Annotated in this window: 22 protein-coding genes; 6 read left to right on the top strand and 16 right to left on the bottom strand. The window is 38.6% G+C overall.

Going from position 1 to position 24040, the window contains the following annotated elements; genetic code table 11:
• Positions 1–31: 31 nt before the first annotated feature.
• From AC0IWT_RS11140 to AC0IWT_RS11130, 3 genes are all read right to left on the bottom strand, one after another.
• A complete protein-coding gene (locus AC0IWT_RS11140; RefSeq protein ID WP_471797273.1) occupies positions 32–2911 on the bottom strand; it encodes a triple tyrosine motif-containing protein in 2880 nt (959 codons plus the stop codon).
• 274 nt (positions 2912–3185) lie between these two features.
• Complete coding sequence (gene trhO, locus AC0IWT_RS11135) at positions 3186–4133, bottom strand: oxygen-dependent tRNA uridine(34) hydroxylase TrhO (protein WP_471797272.1); 948 nt, start codon at positions 4131–4133, stop codon at positions 3186–3188.
• Positions 4134–4226: 93 nt separating this feature from the next.
• Complete coding sequence (locus AC0IWT_RS11130; RefSeq protein ID WP_471797271.1) at positions 4227–6674, bottom strand: DUF5686 and carboxypeptidase regulatory-like domain-containing protein; 2448 nt, start codon at positions 6672–6674, stop codon at positions 4227–4229.
• Positions 6675–6882: 208 nt separating this feature from the next.
• Here AC0IWT_RS11130 and kbl point away from each other — a divergent pair, with 208 nt between their 5' ends.
• The 4 genes from kbl to AC0IWT_RS11110 all read left to right on the top strand — a co-directional run bounded on the left by kbl (position 6883) and on the right by AC0IWT_RS11110 (position 10255).
• A complete protein-coding gene (kbl, locus tag AC0IWT_RS11125) occupies positions 6883–8070 on the top strand; it encodes a glycine C-acetyltransferase (protein WP_471797270.1) in 1188 nt (395 codons plus the stop codon).
• A 151-nt stretch (positions 8071–8221) separates the two neighbouring features.
• Positions 8222–9262 carry a phenylalanine--tRNA ligase subunit alpha gene (gene pheS, locus AC0IWT_RS11120; protein ID WP_471797269.1) on the top strand — a complete coding sequence of 347 codons (1041 nt, stop codon included), beginning with the start codon at positions 8222–8224 and terminating at the stop codon, positions 9260–9262.
• Positions 9262–9678 carry a Rieske (2Fe-2S) protein gene (locus tag AC0IWT_RS11115; protein ID WP_471797268.1) on the top strand — a complete coding sequence of 139 codons (417 nt, stop codon included), beginning with the start codon at positions 9262–9264 and terminating at the stop codon, positions 9676–9678. The genes pheS and AC0IWT_RS11115 overlap by 1 nt, the downstream gene beginning before the upstream one ends.
• A 1-nt stretch (position 9679) precedes the next feature.
• Positions 9680–10255, top strand: a complete 576-nt coding sequence (locus tag AC0IWT_RS11110) for a TetR/AcrR family transcriptional regulator (RefSeq protein WP_056870108.1) — start codon at positions 9680–9682, stop codon at positions 10253–10255.
• Between the two features lie 68 nt (positions 10256–10323).
• On the opposite strand, the gene AC0IWT_RS11105 is transcribed toward AC0IWT_RS11110, so the two are convergent.
• The 3 genes from AC0IWT_RS11105 to carA form a co-directional block, all read right to left on the bottom strand.
• On the bottom strand, positions 10324–11529 hold the full coding sequence (locus tag AC0IWT_RS11105; RefSeq protein WP_471797267.1) for an ABC transporter permease: 1206 nt from the start codon (positions 11527–11529) through the stop codon (positions 10324–10326).
• Between the two features lie 15 nt (positions 11530–11544).
• Positions 11545–12309: an ABC transporter ATP-binding protein gene (locus AC0IWT_RS11100; RefSeq protein ID WP_056870109.1), complete on the bottom strand. Its 765-nt coding sequence runs from the start codon at positions 12307–12309 to the stop codon at positions 11545–11547.
• Between the two features lie 192 nt (positions 12310–12501).
• A complete protein-coding gene (carA, locus tag AC0IWT_RS11095) occupies positions 12502–13614 on the bottom strand; it encodes a glutamine-hydrolyzing carbamoyl-phosphate synthase small subunit (RefSeq protein WP_471797266.1) in 1113 nt (370 codons plus the stop codon).
• A 258-nt stretch (positions 13615–13872) separates the two neighbouring features.
• On the opposite strand from carA, the gene panB reads away from it, so the two are divergent.
• Positions 13873–14688: a 3-methyl-2-oxobutanoate hydroxymethyltransferase gene (panB, locus tag AC0IWT_RS11090; RefSeq protein WP_056870111.1), complete on the top strand. Its 816-nt coding sequence runs from the start codon at positions 13873–13875 to the stop codon at positions 14686–14688.
• A gap of 51 nt (positions 14689–14739) precedes the next feature.
• A complete protein-coding gene (locus AC0IWT_RS11085; RefSeq protein ID WP_471797265.1) occupies positions 14740–15426 on the top strand; it encodes an RluA family pseudouridine synthase in 687 nt (228 codons plus the stop codon).
• Positions 15427–15432: 6 nt separating this feature from the next.
• On the opposite strand, the gene AC0IWT_RS11080 is transcribed toward AC0IWT_RS11085, so the two are convergent.
• From AC0IWT_RS11080 to bcp, 10 genes are all read right to left on the bottom strand, one after another.
• The gene (locus AC0IWT_RS11080; RefSeq protein ID WP_471797264.1) at positions 15433–15909 is read right to left on the bottom strand and encodes a hypothetical protein; all 477 of its coding nucleotides are present in this window, start codon (positions 15907–15909) and stop codon (positions 15433–15435) included.
• Between the two features lie 128 nt (positions 15910–16037).
• Positions 16038–17354: an ATP-binding protein gene (locus AC0IWT_RS11075; protein ID WP_471797263.1), complete on the bottom strand. Its 1317-nt coding sequence runs from the start codon at positions 17352–17354 to the stop codon at positions 16038–16040.
• Positions 17355–17365: 11 nt separating this feature from the next.
• Entirely contained in the window at positions 17366–18043 is a 678-nt protein-coding gene (locus AC0IWT_RS11070; RefSeq protein WP_471797262.1) for a response regulator transcription factor, read from the bottom strand.
• Positions 18044–18169: 126 nt separating this feature from the next.
• Positions 18170–19366 carry an aspartate aminotransferase family protein gene (locus tag AC0IWT_RS11065; protein ID WP_471797261.1) on the bottom strand — a complete coding sequence of 399 codons (1197 nt, stop codon included), beginning with the start codon at positions 19364–19366 and terminating at the stop codon, positions 18170–18172.
• Positions 19367–19615: 249 nt separating this feature from the next.
• A complete protein-coding gene (locus AC0IWT_RS11060) occupies positions 19616–20050 on the bottom strand; it encodes a hypothetical protein (protein WP_056870117.1) in 435 nt (144 codons plus the stop codon).
• Between the two features lie 12 nt (positions 20051–20062).
• Positions 20063–20719 (bottom strand): hypothetical protein, encoded by a 657-nt coding sequence (locus AC0IWT_RS11055; protein WP_471797260.1) that lies wholly within the window; start codon positions 20717–20719, stop codon positions 20063–20065.
• Positions 20720–20752: 33 nt separating this feature from the next.
• Positions 20753–21313 (bottom strand): RNA polymerase sigma factor, encoded by a 561-nt coding sequence (locus AC0IWT_RS11050; protein ID WP_056870119.1) that lies wholly within the window; start codon positions 21311–21313, stop codon positions 20753–20755.
• A 98-nt stretch (positions 21314–21411) separates the two neighbouring features.
• Entirely contained in the window at positions 21412–22368 is a 957-nt protein-coding gene (locus AC0IWT_RS11045; protein WP_056094733.1) for a transketolase family protein, read from the bottom strand.
• Positions 22369–22499: 131 nt separating this feature from the next.
• Positions 22500–23345: a transketolase gene (locus AC0IWT_RS11040; RefSeq protein ID WP_471797259.1), complete on the bottom strand. Its 846-nt coding sequence runs from the start codon at positions 23343–23345 to the stop codon at positions 22500–22502.
• Between the two features lie 55 nt (positions 23346–23400).
• A complete protein-coding gene (gene bcp, locus AC0IWT_RS11035; protein ID WP_471797258.1) occupies positions 23401–23865 on the bottom strand; it encodes a thioredoxin-dependent thiol peroxidase in 465 nt (154 codons plus the stop codon).
• Positions 23866–24040: the final 175 nt, after the last annotated feature.

The raw sequence follows: 24040 nt of genomic DNA, 5'->3' as shown, positions 1-24040 counted from the left end.
GATGAACTTTTCAAGCGGAAATAGTTGATGATTAAAGTTCCATCAAAAATTCTGTAAGGTTTTTGTCGTGAGGAACATTCAGTTTTTTCCGCAGGCGATATCTGCGAATTTCGACGCCTCGAAGGGTGATGTTTAGCAATGACGACATTTCTTTACTGCTCATATTCATCCTCAGGTATGCGCACAGTTTGAGGTCGTTCGGAACTAAATCAGGGTGACCGATTTTTAGTTTCTTAAAGAAACTTTCATGTGCTTCGTTAAAGCTGTTTTCAAACAAATGCCAGTCACGTTCATCATTCATGCCGTCGTTTATAACTTTTTGAATTCTTCGAACCTGTTCATCAGCCAGCTTTTTGCCATTTTCATCTTTAAGTTTTAGGATTTCTTCACTTAGTTTTTGCAACAACTCATTTTTGTACACCAGAGTCATAGCAGAATTAGCCAGCTCGCGGTTTTTTGAGGCCAGCTCTGCCTGCAACTTTTCCGTTTGTAACCTGGTAATCTGCTTTTCATTCGCTTCCGATTCCTGCTTCAAAATTTCATCCTGCTCGGCCTGTAATCTGTCGCTTATTTTTTGACTGTCTCTCCGCAATTTTGCTTCGTAAATTCTTTTACCCATTATTAAGGCTACGATAATTATTAGTGCATAAAACAGCAGCGCCAGGTTACTAAAATACCATGGACGCAGGATTCTGAATTCGAAAGTTGTAACTTCAGTAACCGAAGAATCGTTTATTTTAGCCCGAACCATAAACTTATACTTTCCGCTACTCAAGTTTGTAAAATCTTTTTGAGTTGCATAACTCCAGTCAGACCAATCCTTGGAGTAGCCTTCCAGGTAGTATTGGAATTTTATTTTCGCTTGCCTGTAATAAGGTAATGAGAAAGAAATCCGGATGTTGTTTCTGTTGTTTTTAATTTCAATTTCAGAACCGTCATTTCCATTTTCGCTTATTATCGAATATTTGTCGGTTATGTCTTCTATACGTCTTATTAATACATTTTGTAGAAGTCTATTGGCTTGCGACTGTATCTTTTGATTTGCATTGTAGAACACAAATCCATCATCTACGCTAATTAAATAGATTGAACTGCTAATCCGACTTATGTTTTCATAGTATTGAACCATTTTACCATCAAGCACACTAAAGCGATTAGAGTCTATGGAAATTTTACCCGGCACACCAAAATTGGCAAGGGCAGTTTTGCCATGGTTAATAAACCAATATTTTTTTGAGCCCGCATCGATAATTTTGTTCGAAGAGGCGAAAGATCCTAGTGCTTTGTTTAATACCGTATATTTCGAAAACCGATCGCTTAAGTTGTCGTAGGTGTAAAATCCGGCTTCACTGGCAAAAACAATTTTATCTTCTAAATTAAAAAGGTTTAGATTATAGTTTGTGGGCAAGCCGCTTTTTTCATCATAATACTTGTTTGATACAACAGCACTGTAATCACTGCTCAATTTCAGCTTGTAAAGGCCTTTGTAGGCGTGGCTAACCCAAATTTCTCCTTTATTGTCTTGTTCAACATACCTGGATGGAACGCTGAAATTCGCGATTTTCTTGAAAAACTGCCACTTTCCTGATGCATTTTTATTGAAGAGCAACAAGCCCGTGTAAGTTCCCTGGATAAGTAAATTTGGGTTACTGTTTAATTTTTTAATTGTCCAGCCACCGCTGTAAGTGGTTAGTTTTTCGATTTTATCGCCCACTACATTAAAGGTTCCATTATTATGGCCGCAAAGCAACTGGTCATCGATAATGTTTAACTCCCAAACCTGCCCTTGAGAATTAGGTATAAGCCTGAAGCTTAAATCGGAAAACTGGCCAGCATCTTTCCATTCGCTGTAAAACAAGCCTTGATTTGTGCCAAGATAAATTTTTCCTTTGAAAATAACACTCGAATAAACGGTTCCGAAAACGCCGGTTTTATCCAGGTAGAAGTATAGGGGCGAGTTAAGTTCAATCCTGTCGATGCCGTTATCTAAACCAGCCCAAAGATTTTGCTCATTGTCGCTATACAGGCTTAAAACTGTGTTATTTTGCAGTCCGCTCGATTTATTAATCCTCTGGATGATATTTCCTGCCTCATCGATAATGATTATGCCATTTAAAATGGTTCCATAAGCATAATATTTATCGAGAATTTTCGCCCCGTTGTTTAATTGAAATGCCGATAAAAATGAATTTGCCGGTGTATTGAAAGGCTTAAATGTTTTCCCGTCGAATAAAAACAATCCGTTTTTGCCTGTACCGATAAGTAACGTATTCTCTTTAAATGGCAGGATGGAAAGCACCCCGGTTTTGCATATTACATCGCTGCCCGGAATAAATTCGAGTTTAGTGCCTTTTAGTTCATACAAGCCTTTGTCTTCAACAATAAAGCGATTACCAATTTTATAAGAAAACAGAAAATTGCTGGCATTTTTCAAGACTGTAATTTTCCCGTTCGCATATATGTAAATGGTGCTGAAAGACTGAAAAATAACTTTATTGCCGTAGATATGAATTTTCCAAATCTCATCTTTTAACTGATTAGCTTTGGGAATGAGCTTGGTTAGTGATGTGTATGTTAGTTTATTGTGTTTGAAAGACCAGTAGCCAAAGTCGCCAAAGCCACCCGTAAAAATTTTTCCATTTTCATCTGTTGCAACCGAGCGAACAATTTGGTTGTTCGGCATTTTATACTTTTGCCAGTAGCGGCCATCATAGGTTAGAAGGCCTTCGGCATTGCCGAAATACATCACACCATTTTTATCTTTTGCAATACTCCAGTTTTGGTTGCCAGATGCGTATACGGCTTTAGGGTAATTTTCTATGTAAGGCACACCGATGCTTTTTATGTCAGCGGCATAAGTTTTTGCAATGAGGATTAAAAATAAGAAAAGGCAACTCAGTATCTTTCGCATTTATAAATTTTCGTCAACACCTTTTTTACCAAAAAAATGAAAATGTAGGGAAGTCATTAAAATCAAATATTTCTAAACGGGCATTGCCAGCCGAATTATCGTGTGCAATTTAGGCTTAACAAGTAATGAATGCAAACGAGGCTTAAGTTTTTAGCACAATCTGCGTTAAACCCGTTAAAAAAAGGCTCGTGCTGAAATCTTCTTTTTAGACTGATAGTTACATACGATTGAAAACTAATGTAAGGTCATCGGTGTAAATAAAGCAGGAGCAGGCTTACCCTACAATTTCAGCTTTTTTTGTTACCGGTTGAGGAACTTTTACGTAATAGCCAGTGCCATCATATGATCGTTTGCGTGGATTGGTTGTGCAGGCAATGGAGCAACAGCCTTTTAAGGTTTCGCCACAATCATCGCACTGCGTAATGTGTTCATTGCATTCGGGGTTTGCGCAGTTTATCATCTTTGGCGTCGTTTTTCCGCAATTAAAGCAAACCGAAACAATTGACGGATTGACTGCATTAACATCTACAGCGATTCTGTTATCAAATACGTAGCATTTACCTTCGAAATCTTTACCGCCGGCTTCTTTACCGTATTTTATGATTCCGCCGTGTAACTGGTATACGTCATTAAATCCGTGGTGAAGCAACAATGCAGATGCTTTTTCGCACTTAATGCCTCCTGTGCAATAGGTTAAAATCTTTTTGTCTTTGTACTGGGCCAACTGGTTTATCTGTTCAGGGAAATCTCGGAAATTTTCAATATCAAGTGTTATTGCATTTTTAAATTTCCCTAAGTTATGCTCATAATTAGAACGTACATCCAAGATAACAACATCATCATCATCTTTCATTTTCATAAAATCGACTGGCTCGAGATGTTTGCCGGTTTTCTCATTTGGATTAATAATGGACGTATCTCTTAAACCTGAATAGACTATCTCTGATTTATAACGACAATGCATTTTAAGGAAAGAAGGTCCTTCCACATCATCAATTTTGAATTCAGTTTTAGCGAAACGGGGGTCGGCATGTATGGCTTCCATATAAGCCTGGCAAGCTTCCGCCGTACCCGAAACAGTACCATTTAAACCTTCGTCGGCCACGATGATTCTGCCAACTAAATCTAACGATTTACAAAATTTTAAGTGGTCGGCGGCAAATTGTTCCGCGTCTGCTATGTAACTATAGCAATAGTAAAGTAGTGTCTGATATTTTTTCATAACGCATTGATACCGTTGCAAACGGCGTTTAAAGCGTTACAAAGATAATAAAAAAAGGTAGAAGCTAAAGGCTTTGAAACTTACTCCTAAAACTTAAAAGCCGTAACTGATTCTAAAACCCTGCGATATTTTCTTGGCACCATCATAAGCGAAACCATAACTTACCCTTAAAACAAGGCGCTGCAAACCAAAATAAAACTCTTTGTAATTTCTCTTTTCGGGCGATGACAAATATCCTCCACCAACAAATTCTTCAAGCTTCGCTTTGCGTAATAATGGAACTTTGTTTAAGAAAAAACCTGCGAAATTGTGTTCAAGGTGCGCCTCGAAATATTGCTGATTGGTACTAAACTGATAAAATTCCAGGTATTGAAACTTTCTTAAGTTTGGAGGAAAAATTGTAGAAATGTTACCGGCAAAATGTTTGTATTCAGGATAATACATTTTAGCGTTGTTTAAGAACTTCCCTGCTCCAACAAGAAACGACGTATATCCCCATAAGCCCAAGCCAATTCTGTCCTGATAAATTTCTGCTTTTACAAAGTCGTAATCGATATTGCTGCCCAGTAATCCGTTAAAGCCTTTCTTATATAAAACTGTTATCCGGGGAAATCGTGATTCTGTATAAAATTTCCCATCAGGCCGGGTGATATACTTTTGGCCAATGGTGTATGTTAGGCTGGCTGAAGCACTTGCCGAGGTATACGTTGGAAACAGTGGTGTTTCAGTATTTGGATAAAAGGGATTATTTGAGGTAAATTCCCGTTCTTTATTGTCGAAGAGTTTAAAATCGGTAGTATTTGTGAGCGTGTGGTTTCTGGTATAATCGAAACTTACAGATGCCTGCAGCCCGCTCGCAATTTCCCTGGTTGTGTTAAAGTTGAAAAACGATTTTTCGTAGAACTTCGGAAAGTTTTTTTCATACAACAAGGTGTTAATCGTATTGCCAAGTAAGGTCATCGAGCCTAAATTATTAAGATCGAAAATACCGTTACCAAAGGAAGCACCGATGCTTGCCCGCTTAAGCGGATCATAGAAATAACTTCCGGTGAGGCTCCCGGTGAGTTTCTGGTTTGCGAAACCATAGCGCAGTTCTGGCCTTATGCTGTACGAACGTCTGTCGCCAAATACTTTTCGATAGGTAACACCATATTTAATTGCAAAGCCTTCTACCGTGTTGTAAAACAAAGAGCGCAATACTGGGTCAAACGAAATGTAAACGCTGTCATATCTGTCGTTGATGCTGTAACCCCTCAATAAAAGCTTTCCGACACCAAATTTGTTGTTTTCCTTTTCCAGCGAGTCTAGGTAAGTTTTCGACTCCTTTCTTTTTGCAATGCTGTCTTTCACAACATAATTAATTTTTTCGTCGGGAGTGAGCGGAATCGGCCTGTTTGTATTCCAGTAAATAGAATCTTTTTTGTTAACCAGTTTCGTAATCTTTAAAATTTCACCGCTGAAAAAGTTTTTTGGAAACACAGGGGAGATGTTGTAATTGCTGTAAATACCAACATAATAGCCTGCAAACTTAAACCCCAGCACATTTCCATTAAATTGAAAATTTACAGCTGTTGGCATGTAAGCTTCATTTACTTTGGTAAATTCCTGGTTTATGCTCAGGGTATCGATAAAGTTGATTCCGGCATTTTTAGTGAGGAATAAATCTGTGCTGTAGATCCGCCAGCTGCCATCAATAATATAAATGATACCTCTAAACACCGGGTCGTTTGGGCGGCGGGGAATAACTTCAATTTTGTTTACGGTTTCGCCATTTTCCTGCGTTTGACCAAGTAATTTGTATTTATAATAAAAAAGAGCATTGTCTGCAATTGGCGAAATGAAGCCTCGGGCACTGAGTTTGTTTTCGAGCAGGTAATTATCATAAAAATTGATAATCAAATCAGATGCCTTATTAAAACTGAAGGCATTGTTTCTCCCGGCTACTTTAGATGAAATCATCTCTTCGTGCACTTCATTTGGCCTCTTAAAGCTGAATTTACTTTGCGATTCGGATAAATAGATAATGCCCTGTCGGTTTGTATCGAGTTCCATTACCTTCCTGATATCGCGACCCATAAACTTTTTTGGTGCGCTTTTTAAACGTTGCACACCTTTAATGTAAACATCGCAGGTAAAAGCGTTTACTTCCTCTAAGTGTACTTTCCGCTGTTTTATCGCCTTGCGGATAATTTCATAAGCTGGGTCTTCAGCATTGCCCCGAATGGTAACATTCTCTAAGGTATAGCTTTCTGATGTTAAAGAAACGTTTAGCGTTGACGATTCTGCAACCCTTAGGATGTGTTCCTGCTGTTTATAGCCTACAGCCCTAAAAGTTAGCGTGTACTCACCTTTGTTTAATTTGATTTCGTATTTGCCGTCCACATTGGCCGAGGTGCCCTTAGTGGTACTTTTGATGTAAACAGATGCGAAAGGAACCGGTTGCCCGCTGATATCTTTTATGGTGCCTGCAATTGTAAATTGTTGTGCAAAAACAAAGCTGGTAATGGAACAAAAGATTACGAGTGCGCAGAATTTTATCATAGGTGTTTACCGGTTAAGCTATAAATATCGAATAAGTTTTTACACTATACATACAGGCAGGTGTTAAAGTTTGTTAATATAGAAATAAATGTAAGCAGGCATTCGGTTTTCAGCCGGAAATTTTGAGCACACAATGCCCATTTTTCATTTTCGACCCTTTTTCTTCCGGCATTTTTATAACTTTGAAAGCAATCAACACATTAAGGCCATGTATAAAACATTACAACCTGTACTTCAAAAAGAGTTAGAAGAAATTGAAAACGCAGGATTATTTAAACGCGAAAGAATTATTGTTACGCCACAGGGCGCAGATATAAAAGTTAGCAGTGGTGCAGAAGTAATTAATTTTTGTGCAAACAACTATTTAGGGCTTTCTTCCCATCCAAAAGTTATCGAAGCTGCAAAAAAGGCAATCGATAATCATGGTTATGGCATGTCGTCTGTTCGGTTTATTTGTGGAACACAGGATGTACACAAAGAGCTGGAGGCAAAAATTTCTGAGTTTTTAGGTACTGAAGATACAATTTTATATGCCGCTGCCTTTGATGCCAATGGTGGTGTTTTTGAGCCTTTGTTTAATGCTGAAGACGCAATTATTTCTGATGAACTAAATCATGCATCTATTATTGATGGCGTACGCTTGTGCAAGGCGCAACGTTTCCGTTATAAAAATGCCGACATGGAAGATTTGGAAAGGCAGTTGATTGCCGCGAAAGACTGCAGACACAGAATCATTGTTACAGATGGCGCATTCTCTATGGATGGCTCTGTTGCGCCTTTGGATAAAATTGCCGATTTGGCCGATAAATATGAAGCGCTGATTATGATTGATGAATCGCATTGTACTGGTTTTATTGGTAAAAATGGTCGTGGTACGCACGAGCATTTCAATGTGATGGATAGGATAGATATTATTACTGGCACATTGGGTAAAGCTTTAGGTGGTGCGTCGGGTGGTTTTACTTCGGGTAAAAAAGAAATCATCGCTATGCTACGCCAACGTTCCCGTCCGTATTTGTTCTCAAACACTTTGGCCCCGGCAATTGCGGGTGCATCCATTGCGGTATTGGATATGTTAAGCGAAACCACATCATTGAGAGATAAATTGGAGGCAAATACAAAATATTTCCGCGAAAAAATGACCGAAGCAGGTTTCGACATCAAGCCAGGCTTCCATCCAATTGTTCCGGTTATGCTTTACGATGCGAAGGTTGCACAGGAATTTGCTGCAAAAATGCTCGATGAAGGTATATATGTGATAGGATTTTTCTATCCTGTTGTACCACAGGGAAAAGCAAGAATTCGTGTGCAGTTATCGGCAGCCCACGAACAGCACCACTTAGACACCGCAATTGCAGCCTTTACTAAAGTTGGCAAAGAATTAGGCGTAATTTAATTCCTGATAACTCTAAGAGATTTTTGAAGCCGCAGTAATTTGCGGCTTTTTTTGTTTTCGGGTTCATTTTCTTTTATAATGGTATTGTAAACAGATTTTTTGAACCGGCACACATTTAAAATATAAGATAATTTGACGTATATTTGAAGCCATGTTACAGGATAAAATAACACAATACACTGAAGAAATTAATGCTTTCGTAACAGAAAAAGCAGATGAATTAGAACAGTTTCGTATCAAGTATTTAGGAAGCAAGGGCGTAATTAAAGAAATTTTTGACGACTTCAAATCTGTTTCTGTTGAGGAAAAGAAATCGTTAGGAAAAGTACTTAACGAGTTTAAACAGCTTGCAGAATCGAAATACTTAACTCTAAAAGAAGCAGCTGAAGCCTCACAAGTTCAGGGCGCTACACATACCCAGGATTTAACATTGCCTGGCGAAGGTTTTGAAATCGGTTCACGCCATCCTTTGGCTTTGGTACGCCGGGAAATTGTAGAGATTTTTGCAAAACTTGGCTTTACAGTAGCCGAAGGACCTGAAATCGAAGATGACTGGCATAACTTTTCTGCTTTAAATTTCCCCGAAGAGCACCCTGCAAGAGACATGCAAGATACGTTCTTTATTAAAAAAGGTGGTGAAAAGGGCGACATTGCTTTGCGTACACACACATCCTCCGTTCAGGTGCGTATGATGGAGCAGGGGCAACCGCCTTTTAGGGCAATTATGCCCGGCAGGGTGTACCGTAATGAAGCGATATCAGCAAGGGCGCATTGCTTTTTCCACCAGATAGAAGGTTTATATGTTGATGAAAATGTTTCCTTCGCGGATTTGAAACAAACCTTATTTTATTTTGTGCAGGAGCTTTATGGCGAAGGTACCAAGGTTCGTTTCCGCCCTTCATATTTCCCGTTCACAGAGCCATCAGCCGAAATGGATATTTCCTGTACCATTTGTAACGGAGCCGGCTGCCAGTTGTGTAAGCATAGCGGATGGGTAGAGATTTTAGGCTGCGGAATGGTCGATCCGAATGTTTTAGAAAACTGCGGTATAGATTCAAAAAAATATAGTGGTTTTGCATTCGGAATGGGTATTGAACGCATCGCGAATTTAAAATATGTGATTAAAGATTTGCGATTGTTTTCTGAGAATGATGTCCGTTTCCTTAAGCAATATAAATCTGCTTTAATTTAATGATGAAGCGAGTATATAGCTTTTTATTTGTTCTTGTGCTTTTAACAGGTTGCGGAAAAGACACAGGATATATTCCAGAGGTTGGGGTGAATTTCAGTTTGCCACTAACTGATCCGCGTTTAAGCAGATTAAGCAGTCCTGGTGGGGCAGTTTTAATAAGTGGCTATGGTGTTGCTGGTTTAGTGCTTTACCGCAGAACGGACAATGGTTACGTTGCATTCGATCGTTGCAGTACGGTTAATCCCGAACAAAAATGCGCCGTAACTTTAGATGACCCAACGTTAACGGTTACCGATCAATGCTCTGGCGCTAAGTTTTTACTTGAGGATGGTAGTCCGGTAAAAGCGCCGGCCGTTAGAGGATTAAAACAATATACAGTGGCCATTTCCGGTCTTAATTTACATGTAACTAACTAAAATGGAAGCCGAAAAGATTAAGGAGACTGTAAAAAAAGCAGCGAAAGAACTGTTTAGAAAATATGGTTACCACAAAACGAGTGTAAACGAAATTGCTAAAAAAGCCCGCATCGCGAAAGCAACAATTTATAAATATTTTGAAAGTAAAGAACAGGTTCTGGATAGTATCCTGATGGATTATCTGGATCAGAACTTACACGAAATATTGCAGAACAAGGTAAGTTATGCTTCAGAAGAAGAGCATTTAAAGGCGCTGGTTATGAAAACCAGCCGACTTTCTTTTACGGCTTGTAACGAATTTATAGGTTGGGATTTTGTTCGCGAAAATGCCAACTCTCAGGAATTTTTAAAGCACCTGTCCGATCAGTTAGAAGCATTATTACTGGCAGCATATTTACAACTCGATAATTTCAAAAATAACCCGGCCAGAAGAGAAGGTTTAGCCTTTTTACTCAAGGCGAGCAAAAGCATTGTTTTCTCTTTTGCATTTACATCCGTTAGTGATTCTGACGTGCGTAAGAACTTTGTAAGTTTCCAGAAGGAAATATTACCTTTCTTGGTGAAGGCAGCACTTTAGTACATTACAAAATCAAAAAAGGGGATAATGCTTGTTGCATTATCCCCTTTTTTAATACAAGAACCTTGCTATTCCCACCTAAATACTTTTACGGCAACTGCGTAAATTGCTATTCCCCAAATTACTAAAATCATTATCTGGAATTTAACATCCCACAAGTTTAAGCCTTCAAAGGCCACTTTCCGCATTGCATCATTTAAGTAGGTTAGTGGTAGTGCTCTACTTATTGGTTGTAGCCAGCCTGGAAAAGCGTCTATTGAAAAAAAAGTTCCTGATAACAGAAACTGAGGCAACGTTACAATATTGGATATTGGCGGAACCATGCTTTCATTCTTTGCGATGCCTGATATTATGAAACCAAAGCCCATAAACACAATTATACCGAGCGTTGCTAAAATAAGCATGTTCACAACGGTGAGTACGCCATGAACCAGGGTAAAACCGAAAAATATGTGACCTAACGTTATGATAAACAATGCGCCGAGTAATGCAAAGCCTATTCTGGCTACGCCTTCGCCAATAACGATGCTCGAACGCTTCACGGGCGTAGCAAAAAACCGCTTAATTACCAGCGTTTGGCGTAGGCTTAAAAACACAAATGCAGTTCCGAAAACACCTGTACTTAGCAGCGAAAACCCTAACTGACCGGGCAAAATAAAATCGATGGTTTTGTATTCCCGGCCATGAACCGTGCTTTCTTTTATTTCAGCTACTGATGGCTTTAATGTTTTGTTGTAAAAAAGATTGTTTAAAACAGATTTCAGAATGTTCCCTTTATCCATAGATGCGGATGTGTAAACAACATTAACAGAGTAGGCAACAGAGTTTAGTTTTTTGTGTATGTCGATCATCGCATCAACATTCCCTTTTTCCAACAGCTTGTCAAAATCGGCTTTCGATTTATTTTTTACCAGCCTTATCATTCCTGTCTTCTCCAGCATGGCCGTTATAGGATTGTTTACATCCGAGCCAGGGGCAATGCCAACATCGATGTGTGTACCTTTACCACCAAGAAAGCCAAAAACTACAATAAATATTATGGGAAAAGCCAATGTAAAAACCACTGCCGATGGACTGCGCATAATAGAGCGGAAACTCGCCTTCGCCAATGCTAATGTTGCTGTTGTATTGCTGTATTTTTGCATGTAAGTTTTGTAATAGTTGTACTGTTTTATTTTGTTAAACCCGATTGAAGCGGCAGCTCCCGATTTTTCATCGGGACTATAGCAAAAAGCGGGAGTGGCTTTAAATGAAATGCTGGCAGTGCTTTTCAAAGAAATTTAAAATCACTATTCTCTCCACTCTTTACCTGTCAAATTGATAAAAACATCTTCCAGATTGGCTTTTTTTACTTCTTTTTTACGTTCAAAACCTGAAGCTACAAGTTTATCTATTAAATTATCGGGTGTATCCAGGGCGATAAGTTTTCCGCGTTCTACAAAAGCAACCCTGTCGCAAAGCTGCTCGGCTTCATCCATGTAGTGTGTAGTGATTACGACGGTTGTGCCCTGGTTTCTTATCTCGGTAATCAGATCCCAAAGGTTGCGCCTGGCCTGCGGGTCTAAGCCGGTGGTTGGTTCGTCGAGAAAGATAACTTTTGGCTGGTTAATTAATGTTGTTGCAATGGAGAAACGTTGTTTTTGGCCTCCAGAGAGGGCTTTGTATTTTGCCTTTGCCTTATCCTGAAGATTTACCTTTTCCAACATATCCATTGGCTTAATGCTGGCACCGTAAAGGCCCGCAAAAAGTTCGATTAGTTCGATTAAGTTAAGGTTTGGGTAATAGCCGGCTGCCTGGAGTTGTACACCGATAATTTGCTTAATTTCATGTGCCTGCTTATCAACCGAAAAGCCATCAACAATGATTTCGCCTGAGGTTTTGTCGCGTAAAGTCTCTATTATCTCGAGTGTAGTTGTTTTGCCTGCGCCGTTTGGGCCGAGCAGACCAAAAATTTCATTCTCAAAAACATCAAAAGTTAAATCCTGTACAGCTACAAAATCGTCGTATTTTTTTACCAGGTTTTTAACACTGATGATGGCTTTGTTTTTTTCCATACTGCGAATGTAATAACCTTTGAAATTAATTTATTTACAAACTTTTAAAATGTCGGTAAAATGATGTTTTCAGCAGGTGAACGCTGCGTAAAATAAAAATGCGAACCTCTGTCGGTTCGCATTTTTATTAATATTTGTTACTGGTTCCGGTAATTGCGCAGTCTTTGAAAACCAGCCAGTCCCGATTCAGTTTTACCAAACCAATTCGCCCTTCATTACATCAACAAAATCATCGAAAAGGTAACGGGAATCATGCGGACCAGGTGAAGATTCTGGGTGATATTGAACTGAAAATGCTTTTTTTCCTTTAACACGGATACCTTCGATAGATTTATCGTTCAGGTTTACATGTGTAATTTCCACTTTGTCAGAGTTTCTAACCTCATCAGGAATTACACCAAAGCCGTGGTTTTGAGAAGTTACCTCGCAGTGGTTTTTAATGATGTTTTTAACCGGGTGATTTAAACCGCGGTGGCCATTAAACATTTTCATTGTGCCAATATCGTTGGCTTCTGCCAATAACTGATGACCTAAACAAATACCAAACAACGGTTTGTCTTCGGCGAGTATTTCTTTAATTGTTTCTACTGCATATGGCATTACCGATGGGTCGCCAGGGCCATTTGAAATGAAATAGCCATCGGGACTGAATTTTTCCATTTCAGCAAACTTTGTTTTAGCCGGAAAAACCTGCACATATATATCGCGGTTCTCGAAACTGCGTAGAATGTTTTTCTTGATACCTAAATCTAAAGCTGCAACTTTTAAGCTCGCTTCAGGATTGCCATAAAAATACGGTTCTGTTGTACTTACTTTCGACGAAAGCTCCAAACCTTCCATTGAAGGCACTTCGGCAAGCTTCTTTTTCAATTCGTCTAAATCAGTAATCTCAGAAGAAATTATCGCATTCATTGCGCCCTTATCTCTGATATGACGAACTAAAGCCCGTGTATCGATGTCTGAAATGGCTACAAGGTTATCATTTTGAAAGTAATCCTGAATAGACTCTGTAGCTTGCTTGCGACTGTAAACGATGTTGTAGTTTTTGCAAACCAAACCAGCAATTTTAATCGAGTCAGATTCAATTTCTTCTTTTTGAATACCATAGTTTCCGATGTGCGAATTTGTGGTAACCATAATCTGCCCGAAGTAGCTCGGATCAGTAAAAATTTCCTGGTAACCTGTCATCCCTGTATTAAAACAAATTTCGCCGGTTGTAGTGCCAATTTTTCCGGCGGCTTTGCCGTAAAAAACCGTGCCATCGGCAAGTAATAGAATCGCAGGTAACTTGGTGTAGTTAGTCATGGTAATTACAATATGGATTATGATTTAAAAAAGACTTAAAAAACGGGAGGCTTTCGGCATAAGAGCCGTGTTTGCTAGGGGCAAAAAAAGATGAATAAATCCCTTCCATTTCGGGGTACAAAGATAGCGTTTTCGACGATAAAAGTTTAAAGTTTTCATCAGTTTTTTGTAACAACACTAACAATTAAATTTTAACACAAGTTAAACTGCATAATTTAAATTATAACTTTATACTTTTGGCTCAACAAAATAAAGTCCATGTCGGTACATAAGGAAATTAAACGCATTACCACGCACATTTTGCAAGAGATGAAACAGCGGGGAGAAAAAATATCAATGTTAACTGCCTACGATTATTCTATGGCAACCATTTTGGATGATGCCGGACTGGATGTTTTACTTGTTGGAGATTCTGCTTCAAACGTTATGGCAGGCCATGAAACCACTTTGCCCATAACATTAGATCAGATGATTTATCATGCTGCATCGGTAATAAGAGCGGTAAAGCGTGCTTTCGTTGTAGTCGATTTACCTTTCGGTTCTTACCAGGGAAATTCTAAAGAAGCCTTAAATTCGGCAATCAGAATTATGAAAGAATCTGGTGCGCACGGGGTGAAACTGGAGGGAGGTGAAGAAATTATCGAATCTGTTCAGCGAATCATCACTGCGGGTATTCCTGTAATGGGGCATTTAGGTTTAACGCCTCAATCGATTTACAAATTTGGAACCTATACCGTACGTGCAAAGGAAGAAGAAGAGGCAAATAAGTTAAAAACAGATGTGCTTGCCCTGCAAGCGGCAGGCTGTTTTGCTATAGTACTCGAAAAAATACCAGCGGCGCTTGGTAAAGAGGTTTCGCAAAGTTTAAATATTCCAACAATCGGTATCGGCGCTGGGGGAGATTGCGACGGGCAGGTTCTGGTTGTGAACGATATGATTGGTTTAACCAAGGGATTTAAGCCCCGCTTTTTAAGGCAGTATATTAATTTATATGATGAAATTTTAGGTGCTGCACAGTCTTATATCCGCGATGTTAAAGCAAATGACTTCCCTAACGAAAAAGAACAATATTAAGTTTAGTTTTCTGTTTAAACACTAACAAGCAGATAAAGCCATTAGCCAATAATGCCAATTAACGATACAGACATACTTTTTGAGGATAACCACCTAATCGCCATTAATAAAAGGGCTGGCGATATTGTACAGGTTGATGAAACGGGTGATGAGCCCCTGGATGAGCAGGTAAAAAAATACATCGCTAAAAAATACAGTAAGCCGAACGGTGCCTTTTTGGGCGTAGTACACCGGCTTGACAGGCCTGTTAGTGGCGTAATCCTTTTCGCAAAAACCAGCAAGGCATTAGAACGCATGAACGCCGTTTTTAAAAACCGCGAGGTTAAGAAAACTTATTGGGCCGTTGTAAAAAATAAACCCGCAAACGAATCGGGAACGCTGGTTCACTGGCTGGTTAAAAATCCTCAGAAGAATGTAGTAACTTATTACAATACAGAAGTACAGGGTTCGCAACGGGCCGAACTTTCTTACCGGCTTTTGGCCCAGGTTGGCGAATATTTTTTGATAGAAGTTGATCCACTTACCGGCCGCTCACATCAAATCAGAGTTCAGCTATCATCAATGGGCTGCCCGATAGTGGGCGATAACAAATATGGCTACCCAAGAGGCAGTAGAAAAGGCAGCATCTGCCTCCATGCAAGGCGGTTGCGGTTTTTGCACCCGGTTAAAAAAGAACCGGTAAATATTTTTGCAAAACTCCCTATTGATGGATTTTGGGAGCGGTTTGAAAATTTGTAAGCCTGCTTATTTGCAATCAGTTTTTTCGAAAATTATAGATTTACCAAACGTTAATTTCTTTATATTTTTGAACTTAACATTTCCGTTAGCTTCATAAACATCGCCGAAACCTTCCAAAATCTTATCGCCCTGTCTAAGCCAAACTACCTGCCTGGTAGAAAATACGCCTTCTGACTCGAATTTGTAATCAACAATTATCGTATCGCCTTTCATAAAACCGTAGAACTGCCCATCGTTTCTATCTTTGCCGGCAAGTATATAGTTTAATTTGCCTAATACTTTGTTTGATCCGGTACCGTAAATTACCAGCGATGCAGTTCCGCCGTCTTTATCTTTATAAGTGAAACACTCATCTGGCGCTTTGTAATCACCTTGTTGTTCACTCATTATTGTAGAATCTACCGTTGTATATTTTTTATCATCGCTTTGGCAAGATGCCATTATTGAGGTGATTATCGCAATTGCTGCTACAAATTTCTTCATTCGCTTTAGGGTGATTTATAATTAGAAGGTTCTGCAAGATAAAAAAAAATGCGCAAACGGATTATAAAACGAACATTGCTGATGAGACTTTTTAGAACCTGCGCTCTAAAAATTTAACGTTTGCTGATTTATACCGTCTCGGGGAAAATCAAATTTATGCTTGTTCCCTGATTTTCAATTGAATTAATTTCCACGTCTATTTTGTGAAACTTCGCGATACTCTGTACAATTGCCAAACCTAAGCCAAAGCCATTTTCTTCGGTGTTGCCTCTCTTAAATCGGTCGAAGGCATTCTGGAGTAAATCATCACTCATCCCTTTGCCACTGTCTGCTATTGTTAAATTATAGCGGGCATTTTTGCTTTCGCCCTGAACATTGATTTCGCCGCCATCGTTATTGTATTTGATGGCATTGTTTAAAATATTAACGAGCAAGGTGTGCATAAGTGCCTTATTGCCATTAAAACTGAATTCGCCTTTCAAATCTATGTTGTACTTTAAATTTTTATCAATGATTCTATCTTCCAAATCATCATAAATATCGTTTAGCTCTTCCCTGATGTTTATTTTTTCAGTTTTTAAATATTGATTGTTTTCAACTTTTGAAATTAAAAGCAAACTGTTGATGATAACCTTCAACCGGTTCAGTGTTTTTAATGATGCGAAAATTTTATTTTCGTGTTCTACCGGAATGTTGGGCGTACTTAACATGTTTTCGAACCTTGTACTTAGAATCGAAATCGGTGTTAAAAGCTCATGAGAAACATTAGCGATAAACTGTTTTTCTAAAGCGAAAAGTGTATTTATCTTCCGCATCAGCGAGTTTATACTGTTATCTAAAATTTTAAAATCATCAGTATTTGTTCTAATGTTCTGATAATTAAAATGAGTTGGGTCGTCAACCTTGTTAATCTTTTTATCAATTATTAGATAAAACGGTTTAAGCAGAAAATTTGTAAAAGCAAAATCGGTTAAAAGTGTAACCAGTAGCGAGGCGCAAAGCACAACCAGCATATAAAACCTTATCGAGTTTTTTATAGACTGCATTGCGGTCATACTTTCTCCCAGCTCCAGTTTATACCAGTTTGTATGATAAAGAAACTTGTAATTTAAAATTCGATAAAATTCAACATCGCCTTCAATCTCCCGCTTTTCGGTAATTATTTTTGCTACTGAATCTATCTGGTTGTCGGGGATATCTGTAAGTATTATAAATTCTTCCTTTAAAATGTTATAATCAGTAAAACTCTGTTCGTTACTAAGCAGGCTATCAATTTCTGCGTCGTTAAGGTTTTTAATAATTTTCCCCTTTTTCTTTATTAAACGATTGTCGAGCTGATTGTAAGCAATCTTATCCAATGAAAACAATATAATGGCGCCCAACACCAAAATAATGGCTATTTTAGTGATTGCATTGTATAAGGAAAACTTGATTTGTAGTTTCATTAACTTACCAGCTAACAGTTTATCCGGTAACCGATACTTCTAACGGTTTCGAACCACTCGGTTTGGTTAACGGCTGATAATTTTTTACGCAGATTTTTAACGTGAACATCAACGAAATTTGAATCGGAATTTACTTCAAGTATGTCGCCCCAAACATGCTCGGTTAAACTCATTCTCGAAACCACCCGGTTTTTGTTTAACACGAGGTAATTAAAAATCTCGAACTCCTTTTTAGTAAGATTAAGGCGCTCATCAGAAAATGAAACGGTTCTGTTTTGAATATTGAGTAGAAACCCATGAATGTCGACTTCGTTTTTCTCGAGTTTATGCTTTCTGCGGATAATTGCGTGCATCCTGGCCAACAATTCGTTTAATGAAAATGGCTTCGGCAAGTAATCATCAGCACCTTCATCCAAACCTTTTATTCTATCATCTACCGCACTTCTGGCTGTTAAAATAATAACCGCGTCATCTCGATCTTTAAGTGCTTTAAGCTGTTTCAGAATTTCAAACCCATCACCATCTGGCAAACCCAAATCCAACAGAATAAAATCGTAACTGTTAACGAAAATTTTCTCTTCTGCCGACGATTTTTTCCAGGCGTGCTCTATAATAAACCCTTCATTACTTAAAAACTCATCCATTTCGAGCGCCAGGCTCTTTTCATCTTCAACTATTAGAACGTTCATTTTAGCATCAAGTATTTGGTGTTAAGTATCAGGTACGGGTGTTTAGTGTCAGGTGTTTGGTATCACGAGCAGGATATTAAAAGTCTTTCCGGTTATTACATAACTTTGGCTCTTAACACCGATTGATCACTTTTTTTCCAGAACTAAGTTAATATTTTTAAGGATGATTTGGCAAGCTTCTTCGATTTCTGCTTTTGTTATAATTAATGGGGGAGCTATCCGCATAGAATTACTGCAGTGTAAAAACCAATCAGAAAGTAGCCCATCTAAAATACAGGCATCTATAATTTTTTTGTTGATTTCGAAGTTTTCAAATTCTACCGCCAGCATTAAGCCTTTGCCTCTAATTTCTTTAATTTCCGGATGAATAAGCAATTTTTTAAAAAGCTGGCCTTTCTCTTCAACTTCATCAACTATTTTATTGTCGACCAAAGTTCTCAAAGTTGCCAAACCGGCTGCACAACATACCGGGTGACCGCCAAAGGTTGTCATATGGCCCAAAATGGGCGTATGAGAGAGTACCGACATAATTTCGAGCGAGCTGATAAATGCTCCAATCGGCATTCCGCCGCCAATCCCCTTAGCTAAAAGCAAAACATCTGGCACAACGTTATAGTGTTCAAATGCAAACATTTTACCGCTCCGCCCGAAACCTGATTGAATTTCATCAAAAATTAACAGCGTTTTGGTTTCATTGCATTTATCCCTCAGCGCCTGCATGTAAGCTAAATCTGCAACCCGGATGCCGGCCTCGCCCTGAATAGGTTCGATAAAAACAGCAGCAATGTCTGTGGTAATTTTGTCTAAATCGGAGCAATTATTATGCTCGATAAAGCTAACGTTTGGTAAAAAAGGACCATATCCTGAAGAGTAAAATTCGCTTTCCATCAAGCTTTCCGCCCCGTGCGTGCTGCCGTGGTAAGCATTTTTACAAGCTATAAACCCTTTTCTTCCCGTGTAACGCTTAGCTAATTTCATGGCGCCTTCAACAGCTTCAGTTCCCGAATTTAAAAAATAAGTACAGCTTAAGCTTTCGGGTAATATATCGGCCAAAGCCTTTGCGAAATTAACCTGCGGGCTTTGAATGTACTCTCCGTACACCATTAAATGCATATAGGTTTCCGCCTGCTGCTGTATTGCTTTAACCACTGCCGGATGGCAATGTCCAACATTGCTTACCCCAATGCCTGCAATTAAATCCAGGTGTTTTTTGCCTTGTGCATCATAAATATAAACACCGCTGGCTTTTACAAATTCGAGCATTAATGGCTCTGGAGACGTTTGTGCATTGTGTTGCAGAAACAACTGGCGTTGTGTTAACATGATGCAAAAATACGGAAAATGAAATGGAATTCTGTTTTGCGGTTGATTAGTTTTTCTTTATTAATTTTGAAAACAAAGCTCTGTAGTTTCCGCCGACGGGAATGATGAAATTGTTTTTCAACACCAAGTGTTTATCGTTGAAATATCCTGAATTAAAAAAGCAGGAAGAGATTAATGAGTATAATTCAATAAAGCACTTTAGGCACTAGAAAAAAAAAGTCTTACAGATTTACCTGCAAGAACTTTTATCTATTGTTTATCCTTAAAACGGTTCAGCAATTCTCGCTTAAACGCTTCCTGAGCCCGATAGTATTTACCTATAATTTTAATTGGCAATACTGCTTTAAATTTATTGTAATATTTCTTCTCAATGTTTAAATCGCGTTGTCTGAAATCGAATTCGCTGGTAATTAAGCTTTGAATTTGCGCATCAGTTAAATTATCAATTTCTGTAACTTTTCTAAACGAAATCATTTTTTGAAAACGTTCTTTACGAAGCCCGTTTTGTTCTGCCTGCATATCATTATAAATAGGCCAGAAAACTTTTGCTTCGTCTGGCGAAAGGTCTAATTTCTTAGTGAAAAAAGCAATCTTCAACGATTCTATTTCCTCGCCCCGGGGCCTTTGTGCCCAAAGCATTGATGGTAAAAGAAACAATAGAGCGGCGAAAAATAAATTTCTCATTTTTAGTAATTTTTATAATTCCTGAGCCAAATCCGTCGACGAATAATTATTCAGGATGTAGTTTTCCACTTCTGTATCTGAGGCAGAAGTTGTATTTGTATTTGATATATTTTGTGCCTCTAAATGATCTATGATTGTAGTCTCATCGATATCGTAAAGCATTTGTTCGCTAGCTAAGTCGGCAGACTGCATTTGCGGAATATTAACATTAGCTTCCGTTTGGTTGTTTTGATAAAAATAAACGCCAAATGAAGAAATCACTACAAAACAAGCTGCGCTTGCATATTTAACAAAGCTTCGTCGCCATAATGGAATAATTTTCGCTTCTTTGTTAATGATCTGCTCTGATTCAATTTTAGCAGTAATTCTGCTTTGTAAAGTTTCGAAGTAATTTTCCGGCACTGCAAATTTATTATCCGCTTTAAGCGAATGCTCAATAGCAATCCGGGTCTCAATCATTTCCGTCAGCTCCTCAAAATAATTTTCCGGAACAAGGAATGCATTTTCAGTAGTATTTCGTTTCAAGCCATCTAAATAAATGTAGCTGGAAAAAGCCTCCTCACAATTGTCGAAATAGCCGGCAGGAATGGAGAAGGGATTGCGCCTCGCCATTGCGGCAAGGGTAGGCGCATCTTTAATCCAATCGTTATTTTCTAAATTTTCATTCATCACAGATATATGATACAATTAAAGTGAAAAGGTTTAATAGTCTATTTCATCATTTGTGATAAAAGCTTCGATTTTTTTAGCAGCGATGTGAAATGATGCTTTTAAGGCACCTACCGACGTTCCGAGGACTTCAGAGATTTCCTCATACTTCATGTCGTCAAAATATTTCATATTGAAAATAATTCGCTGTTTTTCGGGTAGGGTAAGAATTGCTTTTTGAAGTTTCAATTCCAGCTTATCACCATTAAAGTAGGAGGAAGCGACCAAATTCTCAGCAAGCTCAGCAGAAACCTCGTCCATAGGTGTATTATTTCGCTGCTTTTGCTTATTTAAAAAGGTAATGGATTCATTTGTTGCAATTCGGTAAATCCAGGTGTAAAGCTGGGAATCTGACCGGAATTTATCGAGGTTTTTCCAAACTTTAACAAAAACCTCCTGTATCAAATCATCGCAATCATCATGATTTAGAACCAAACGCCGAATGTGCCAATATATTTTTTGCTGGTATTTTTTTAATAACAAATTAAAAGCTTCATTGCGAGTACGCTCTACGGCAAACATTGCGAGAATTTCTGAATCTTCAACTTGTTTCATTAAAAACGATTAGGAATTAAATAATAAAGACACAAAGTACACAAAGGTTTGGATATTTCCTTGTGTTCTTTATGTCTTTAACGTAGGCTGTTTATATATTATTTCTTTCTGCCGATTACTTTCTGAGCGGCTTCCACAATGTTTACTGCATCTAAACCATATTTAGACATCAGCTGGTCAGGCGTTCCGCTTTCTCCAAAAGTATCATTTGTAGCAACAAACTCCTGTGGCGTAGGTAGTTCAGTAGTTAGTAAACGGGCAACGCTTTCGCCTAACCCGCCAAATTTGTTATGCTCTTCGCAGGTAACTACACAACCTGTTTTTTTAACCGATTTTAAGATCGCTTCATCATCCAAAGGCTTAATGGTATGAATGTTGATTATTTCTGCATCGATACCAAGCTCTGCCAACTTTTCGCCAGCTTCGATTGCCTTCCAAACCATATGGCCGGTTGCAATAATGGTTACATCTGTGCCTTCATTAACCATCCAGGCTTTTCCGATTTCGAATTTTTGGTCAGGATCGGTAAATACCGGGATTACCGGGCGACCGAATCTTAAATAAACCGGGCCTTCGTATTCTGCAATTGCGAGGGTTGCTGCCTTTGTTTGGTTGTAATCGCAAGGATTAATAACCACCATGCCCGGCAACATTTTCATTAAACCAATATCTTCTAAAATCTGGTGCGTTGCACCGTCTTCGCCCAAAGTTAAACCAGCATGTGATGCACAAATTTTAACATTCTTATTTGAGTATGCTACCGACTGGCGAATTTGATCATAAACACGACCTGTAGAGAAATTGGCAAAAGTTCCTGTAAATGGAATTTTTCCGCCAATTGTCATACCTGCGGCAATACCAATCATATTTGCTTCAGCAATACCCACTTGTGTAAAGCGCTCGGGAAAATCTTTGATAAAAGCATCCATTTTTAATGAACCAACTAAATCGGCACACAAAGCAACAACATTTTCATTTTTTTTACCAGCTTCGTGTAAACCGGCACCAAAACCTGAACGTGTATCTTTTTTCTCTGTATATGTGTATTTTTTCACGGTTTTATATTTTTAAATTATCTGCGTTACAAGTTTGCCTCGCAGTTTTTCATAAACCCAACCCCTAAAGGAGCTTTATTTGTTAGTGTAAAATGTAAATTTTTTATCCCCATTAGCGGAGATTGGGGAAATTAATAATCTCCTAAAGTTTCTGGTAATTGCGCTAATGCAGCCGCTAATTGCTCATCATTAGGCGCCGTTCCGTGCCATTTATGAGAACCCATCATATAATCTACACCAGCACCCATTTGGGTACTCATCAGGTTTAAAATTGGCTTGCCTTTTCCTGTTAAGGTTTTCGCATAATGTAAGCCTTCAACTATCGCCTGCATATCGTTGCCGTCTGTATTGATTACATGCCATCCAAAAGCCTCGAATTTAGCCTGTAAGCTATCTAACGAAAGTACCTTTTTAGTAGGCCCGTCAATCTGCTGTCCGTTATAATCCACGCTACAAATTAAGGTGTCTAATTCATGAAAAGGCGCAAACATTGCAGCCTCCCAGTTTTGACCCTCTTGTAACTCACCATCACCATGCAAAGTGAAAACATAAGATTTATCACCATTTAAACGTTTCGTTAACGCTGCACCAATGGCTACAGACATGCCTTGGCCCAACGACCCTGAAGCTACACGAATGCCTGGTAAGCCTTCGTGCGTAGTTGGGTGGCCCTGCAATCTTGAATCTAACTTGCGGAAAGTTGCCAATTCACTTTTATCGAAAAAGCCTGCATGTGCCAATGTACTGTACCACACAGGTGAAATGTGGCCGTTAGACAGGAAGAACAAATCTTCGCCAACGCCATCCATTTTAAAATCTGTATTGTAGTTTAGAACTTCGAAATATAGCGCTGTAAAAAAATCGGCGCAGCCTAATGAACCACCTGGGTGGCCAGACTGGCATCCGTGAACCATTCTTACAATATCTCGTCTTATCTGCGAAGCAATATCTTCTAATTCTTTTATCGTATGTTTCATTAAAATAAGAGTTGTGTTACATAGCAAAGGTAATATTTTACCTGCTATATCATAATTAGTTATTGATTAAATCGAGTACCTGTTGAGTTGAGTTTTTTGTATCAACCTTTTTAATAATGTACGAAATTTTTCCCTCGCCATCGATAATGAAAGTTGTTCGAACTGTACCCATATATTTCTTTCCATACATGTTTTTCTCCGCCCAAACACCGTAATCGTTCACAATTTTTTGGTCGGTATCTGCAAGTAAAGTAAAGGGCAGGTTGTGTTTCGTAACAAATTTTTGGTGCGACTTTTCATCATCAACACTAACGCCCAAAACAACAATTCCTTTAGCTTGCAAACCTTGATAGTTGTCTCTGAAATCGCATGCTTCGGCAGTGCAACCGGGTGTGTCATCTTTTGGGTAAAAATACAAAACAACAGTTTGTCCTTTATAATCCGTTAAAGAAACTTCTGCTCCATTCTGGTCTTTCGAGGTAATTGCAGGAGCAACATCACCTTCTTTTAACTCTGCCATATTTGTTTTATTGATTTCTGAATAGGTAATTGGTTCAATTTGCAATGTAAACAGTTTAAGTCATTATTGTGTTCATCGTTATTTAAAATATGACAGTTTTAAGTTTATCATATATAATCATAAAATGATGGTTTTAAAGAATATTCCCAGCGCACAAATTTCTAGAATCTTCCTT

The sequence above is a fragment of the Pedobacter sp. AC464 genome (assembly GCF_979253075.1).
This window is presented reverse-complemented; position numbering and strand designations above follow the sequence as displayed.

Excerpts from the sequence above, each read along its gene's own strand:
- AC0IWT_RS11130 (WP_471797271.1), bottom strand. The coding sequence starts at position 6,674 with ATGATAAAATTCTGCGCACTCGTAATCTTTTGTTCCATTACCAGCTTT.
- panB (WP_056870111.1), top strand. The coding sequence starts at position 13,873 with ATGTCGGTACATAAGGAAATTAAACGCATTACCACGCACATTTTGCAA.
- pheS (WP_471797269.1), top strand. The coding sequence starts at position 8,222 with ATGTTACAGGATAAAATAACACAATACACTGAAGAAATTAATGCTTTC.
- AC0IWT_RS11140 (WP_471797273.1), bottom strand. The coding sequence starts at position 2,911 with ATGCGAAAGATACTGAGTTGCCTTTTCTTATTTTTAATCCTCATTGCA.
- AC0IWT_RS11075 (WP_471797263.1), bottom strand. The coding sequence starts at position 17,354 with ATGAAACTACAAATCAAGTTTTCCTTATACAATGCAATCACTAAAATA.
- AC0IWT_RS11085 (WP_471797265.1), top strand. The coding sequence starts at position 14,740 with ATGCCAATTAACGATACAGACATACTTTTTGAGGATAACCACCTAATC.
- AC0IWT_RS11060 (WP_056870117.1), bottom strand. The coding sequence starts at position 20,050 with ATGAGAAATTTATTTTTCGCCGCTCTATTGTTTCTTTTACCATCAATG.
- trhO (WP_471797272.1), bottom strand. The coding sequence starts at position 4,133 with ATGAAAAAATATCAGACACTACTTTACTATTGCTATAGTTACATAGCA.
- AC0IWT_RS11050 (WP_056870119.1), bottom strand. The coding sequence starts at position 21,313 with ATGAAACAAGTTGAAGATTCAGAAATTCTCGCAATGTTTGCCGTAGAG.
- bcp (WP_471797258.1), bottom strand. The coding sequence starts at position 23,865 with ATGGCAGAGTTAAAAGAAGGTGATGTTGCTCCTGCAATTACCTCGAAA.
- AC0IWT_RS11080 (WP_471797264.1), bottom strand. The coding sequence starts at position 15,909 with ATGAAGAAATTTGTAGCAGCAATTGCGATAATCACCTCAATAATGGCA.
- AC0IWT_RS11110 (WP_056870108.1), top strand. The coding sequence starts at position 9,680 with ATGGAAGCCGAAAAGATTAAGGAGACTGTAAAAAAAGCAGCGAAAGAA.
- AC0IWT_RS11055 (WP_471797260.1), bottom strand. The coding sequence starts at position 20,719 with ATGAATGAAAATTTAGAAAATAACGATTGGATTAAAGATGCGCCTACC.
- AC0IWT_RS11040 (WP_471797259.1), bottom strand. The coding sequence starts at position 23,345 with ATGAAACATACGATAAAAGAATTAGAAGATATTGCTTCGCAGATAAGA.
- carA (WP_471797266.1), bottom strand. The coding sequence starts at position 13,614 with ATGACTAACTACACCAAGTTACCTGCGATTCTATTACTTGCCGATGGC.
- AC0IWT_RS11115 (WP_471797268.1), top strand. The coding sequence starts at position 9,262 with ATGATGAAGCGAGTATATAGCTTTTTATTTGTTCTTGTGCTTTTAACA.
- kbl (WP_471797270.1), top strand. The coding sequence starts at position 6,883 with ATGTATAAAACATTACAACCTGTACTTCAAAAAGAGTTAGAAGAAATT.
- AC0IWT_RS11100 (WP_056870109.1), bottom strand. The coding sequence starts at position 12,309 with ATGGAAAAAAACAAAGCCATCATCAGTGTTAAAAACCTGGTAAAAAAA.
- AC0IWT_RS11065 (WP_471797261.1), bottom strand. The coding sequence starts at position 19,366 with ATGTTAACACAACGCCAGTTGTTTCTGCAACACAATGCACAAACGTCT.
- AC0IWT_RS11070 (WP_471797262.1), bottom strand. The coding sequence starts at position 18,043 with ATGAACGTTCTAATAGTTGAAGATGAAAAGAGCCTGGCGCTCGAAATG.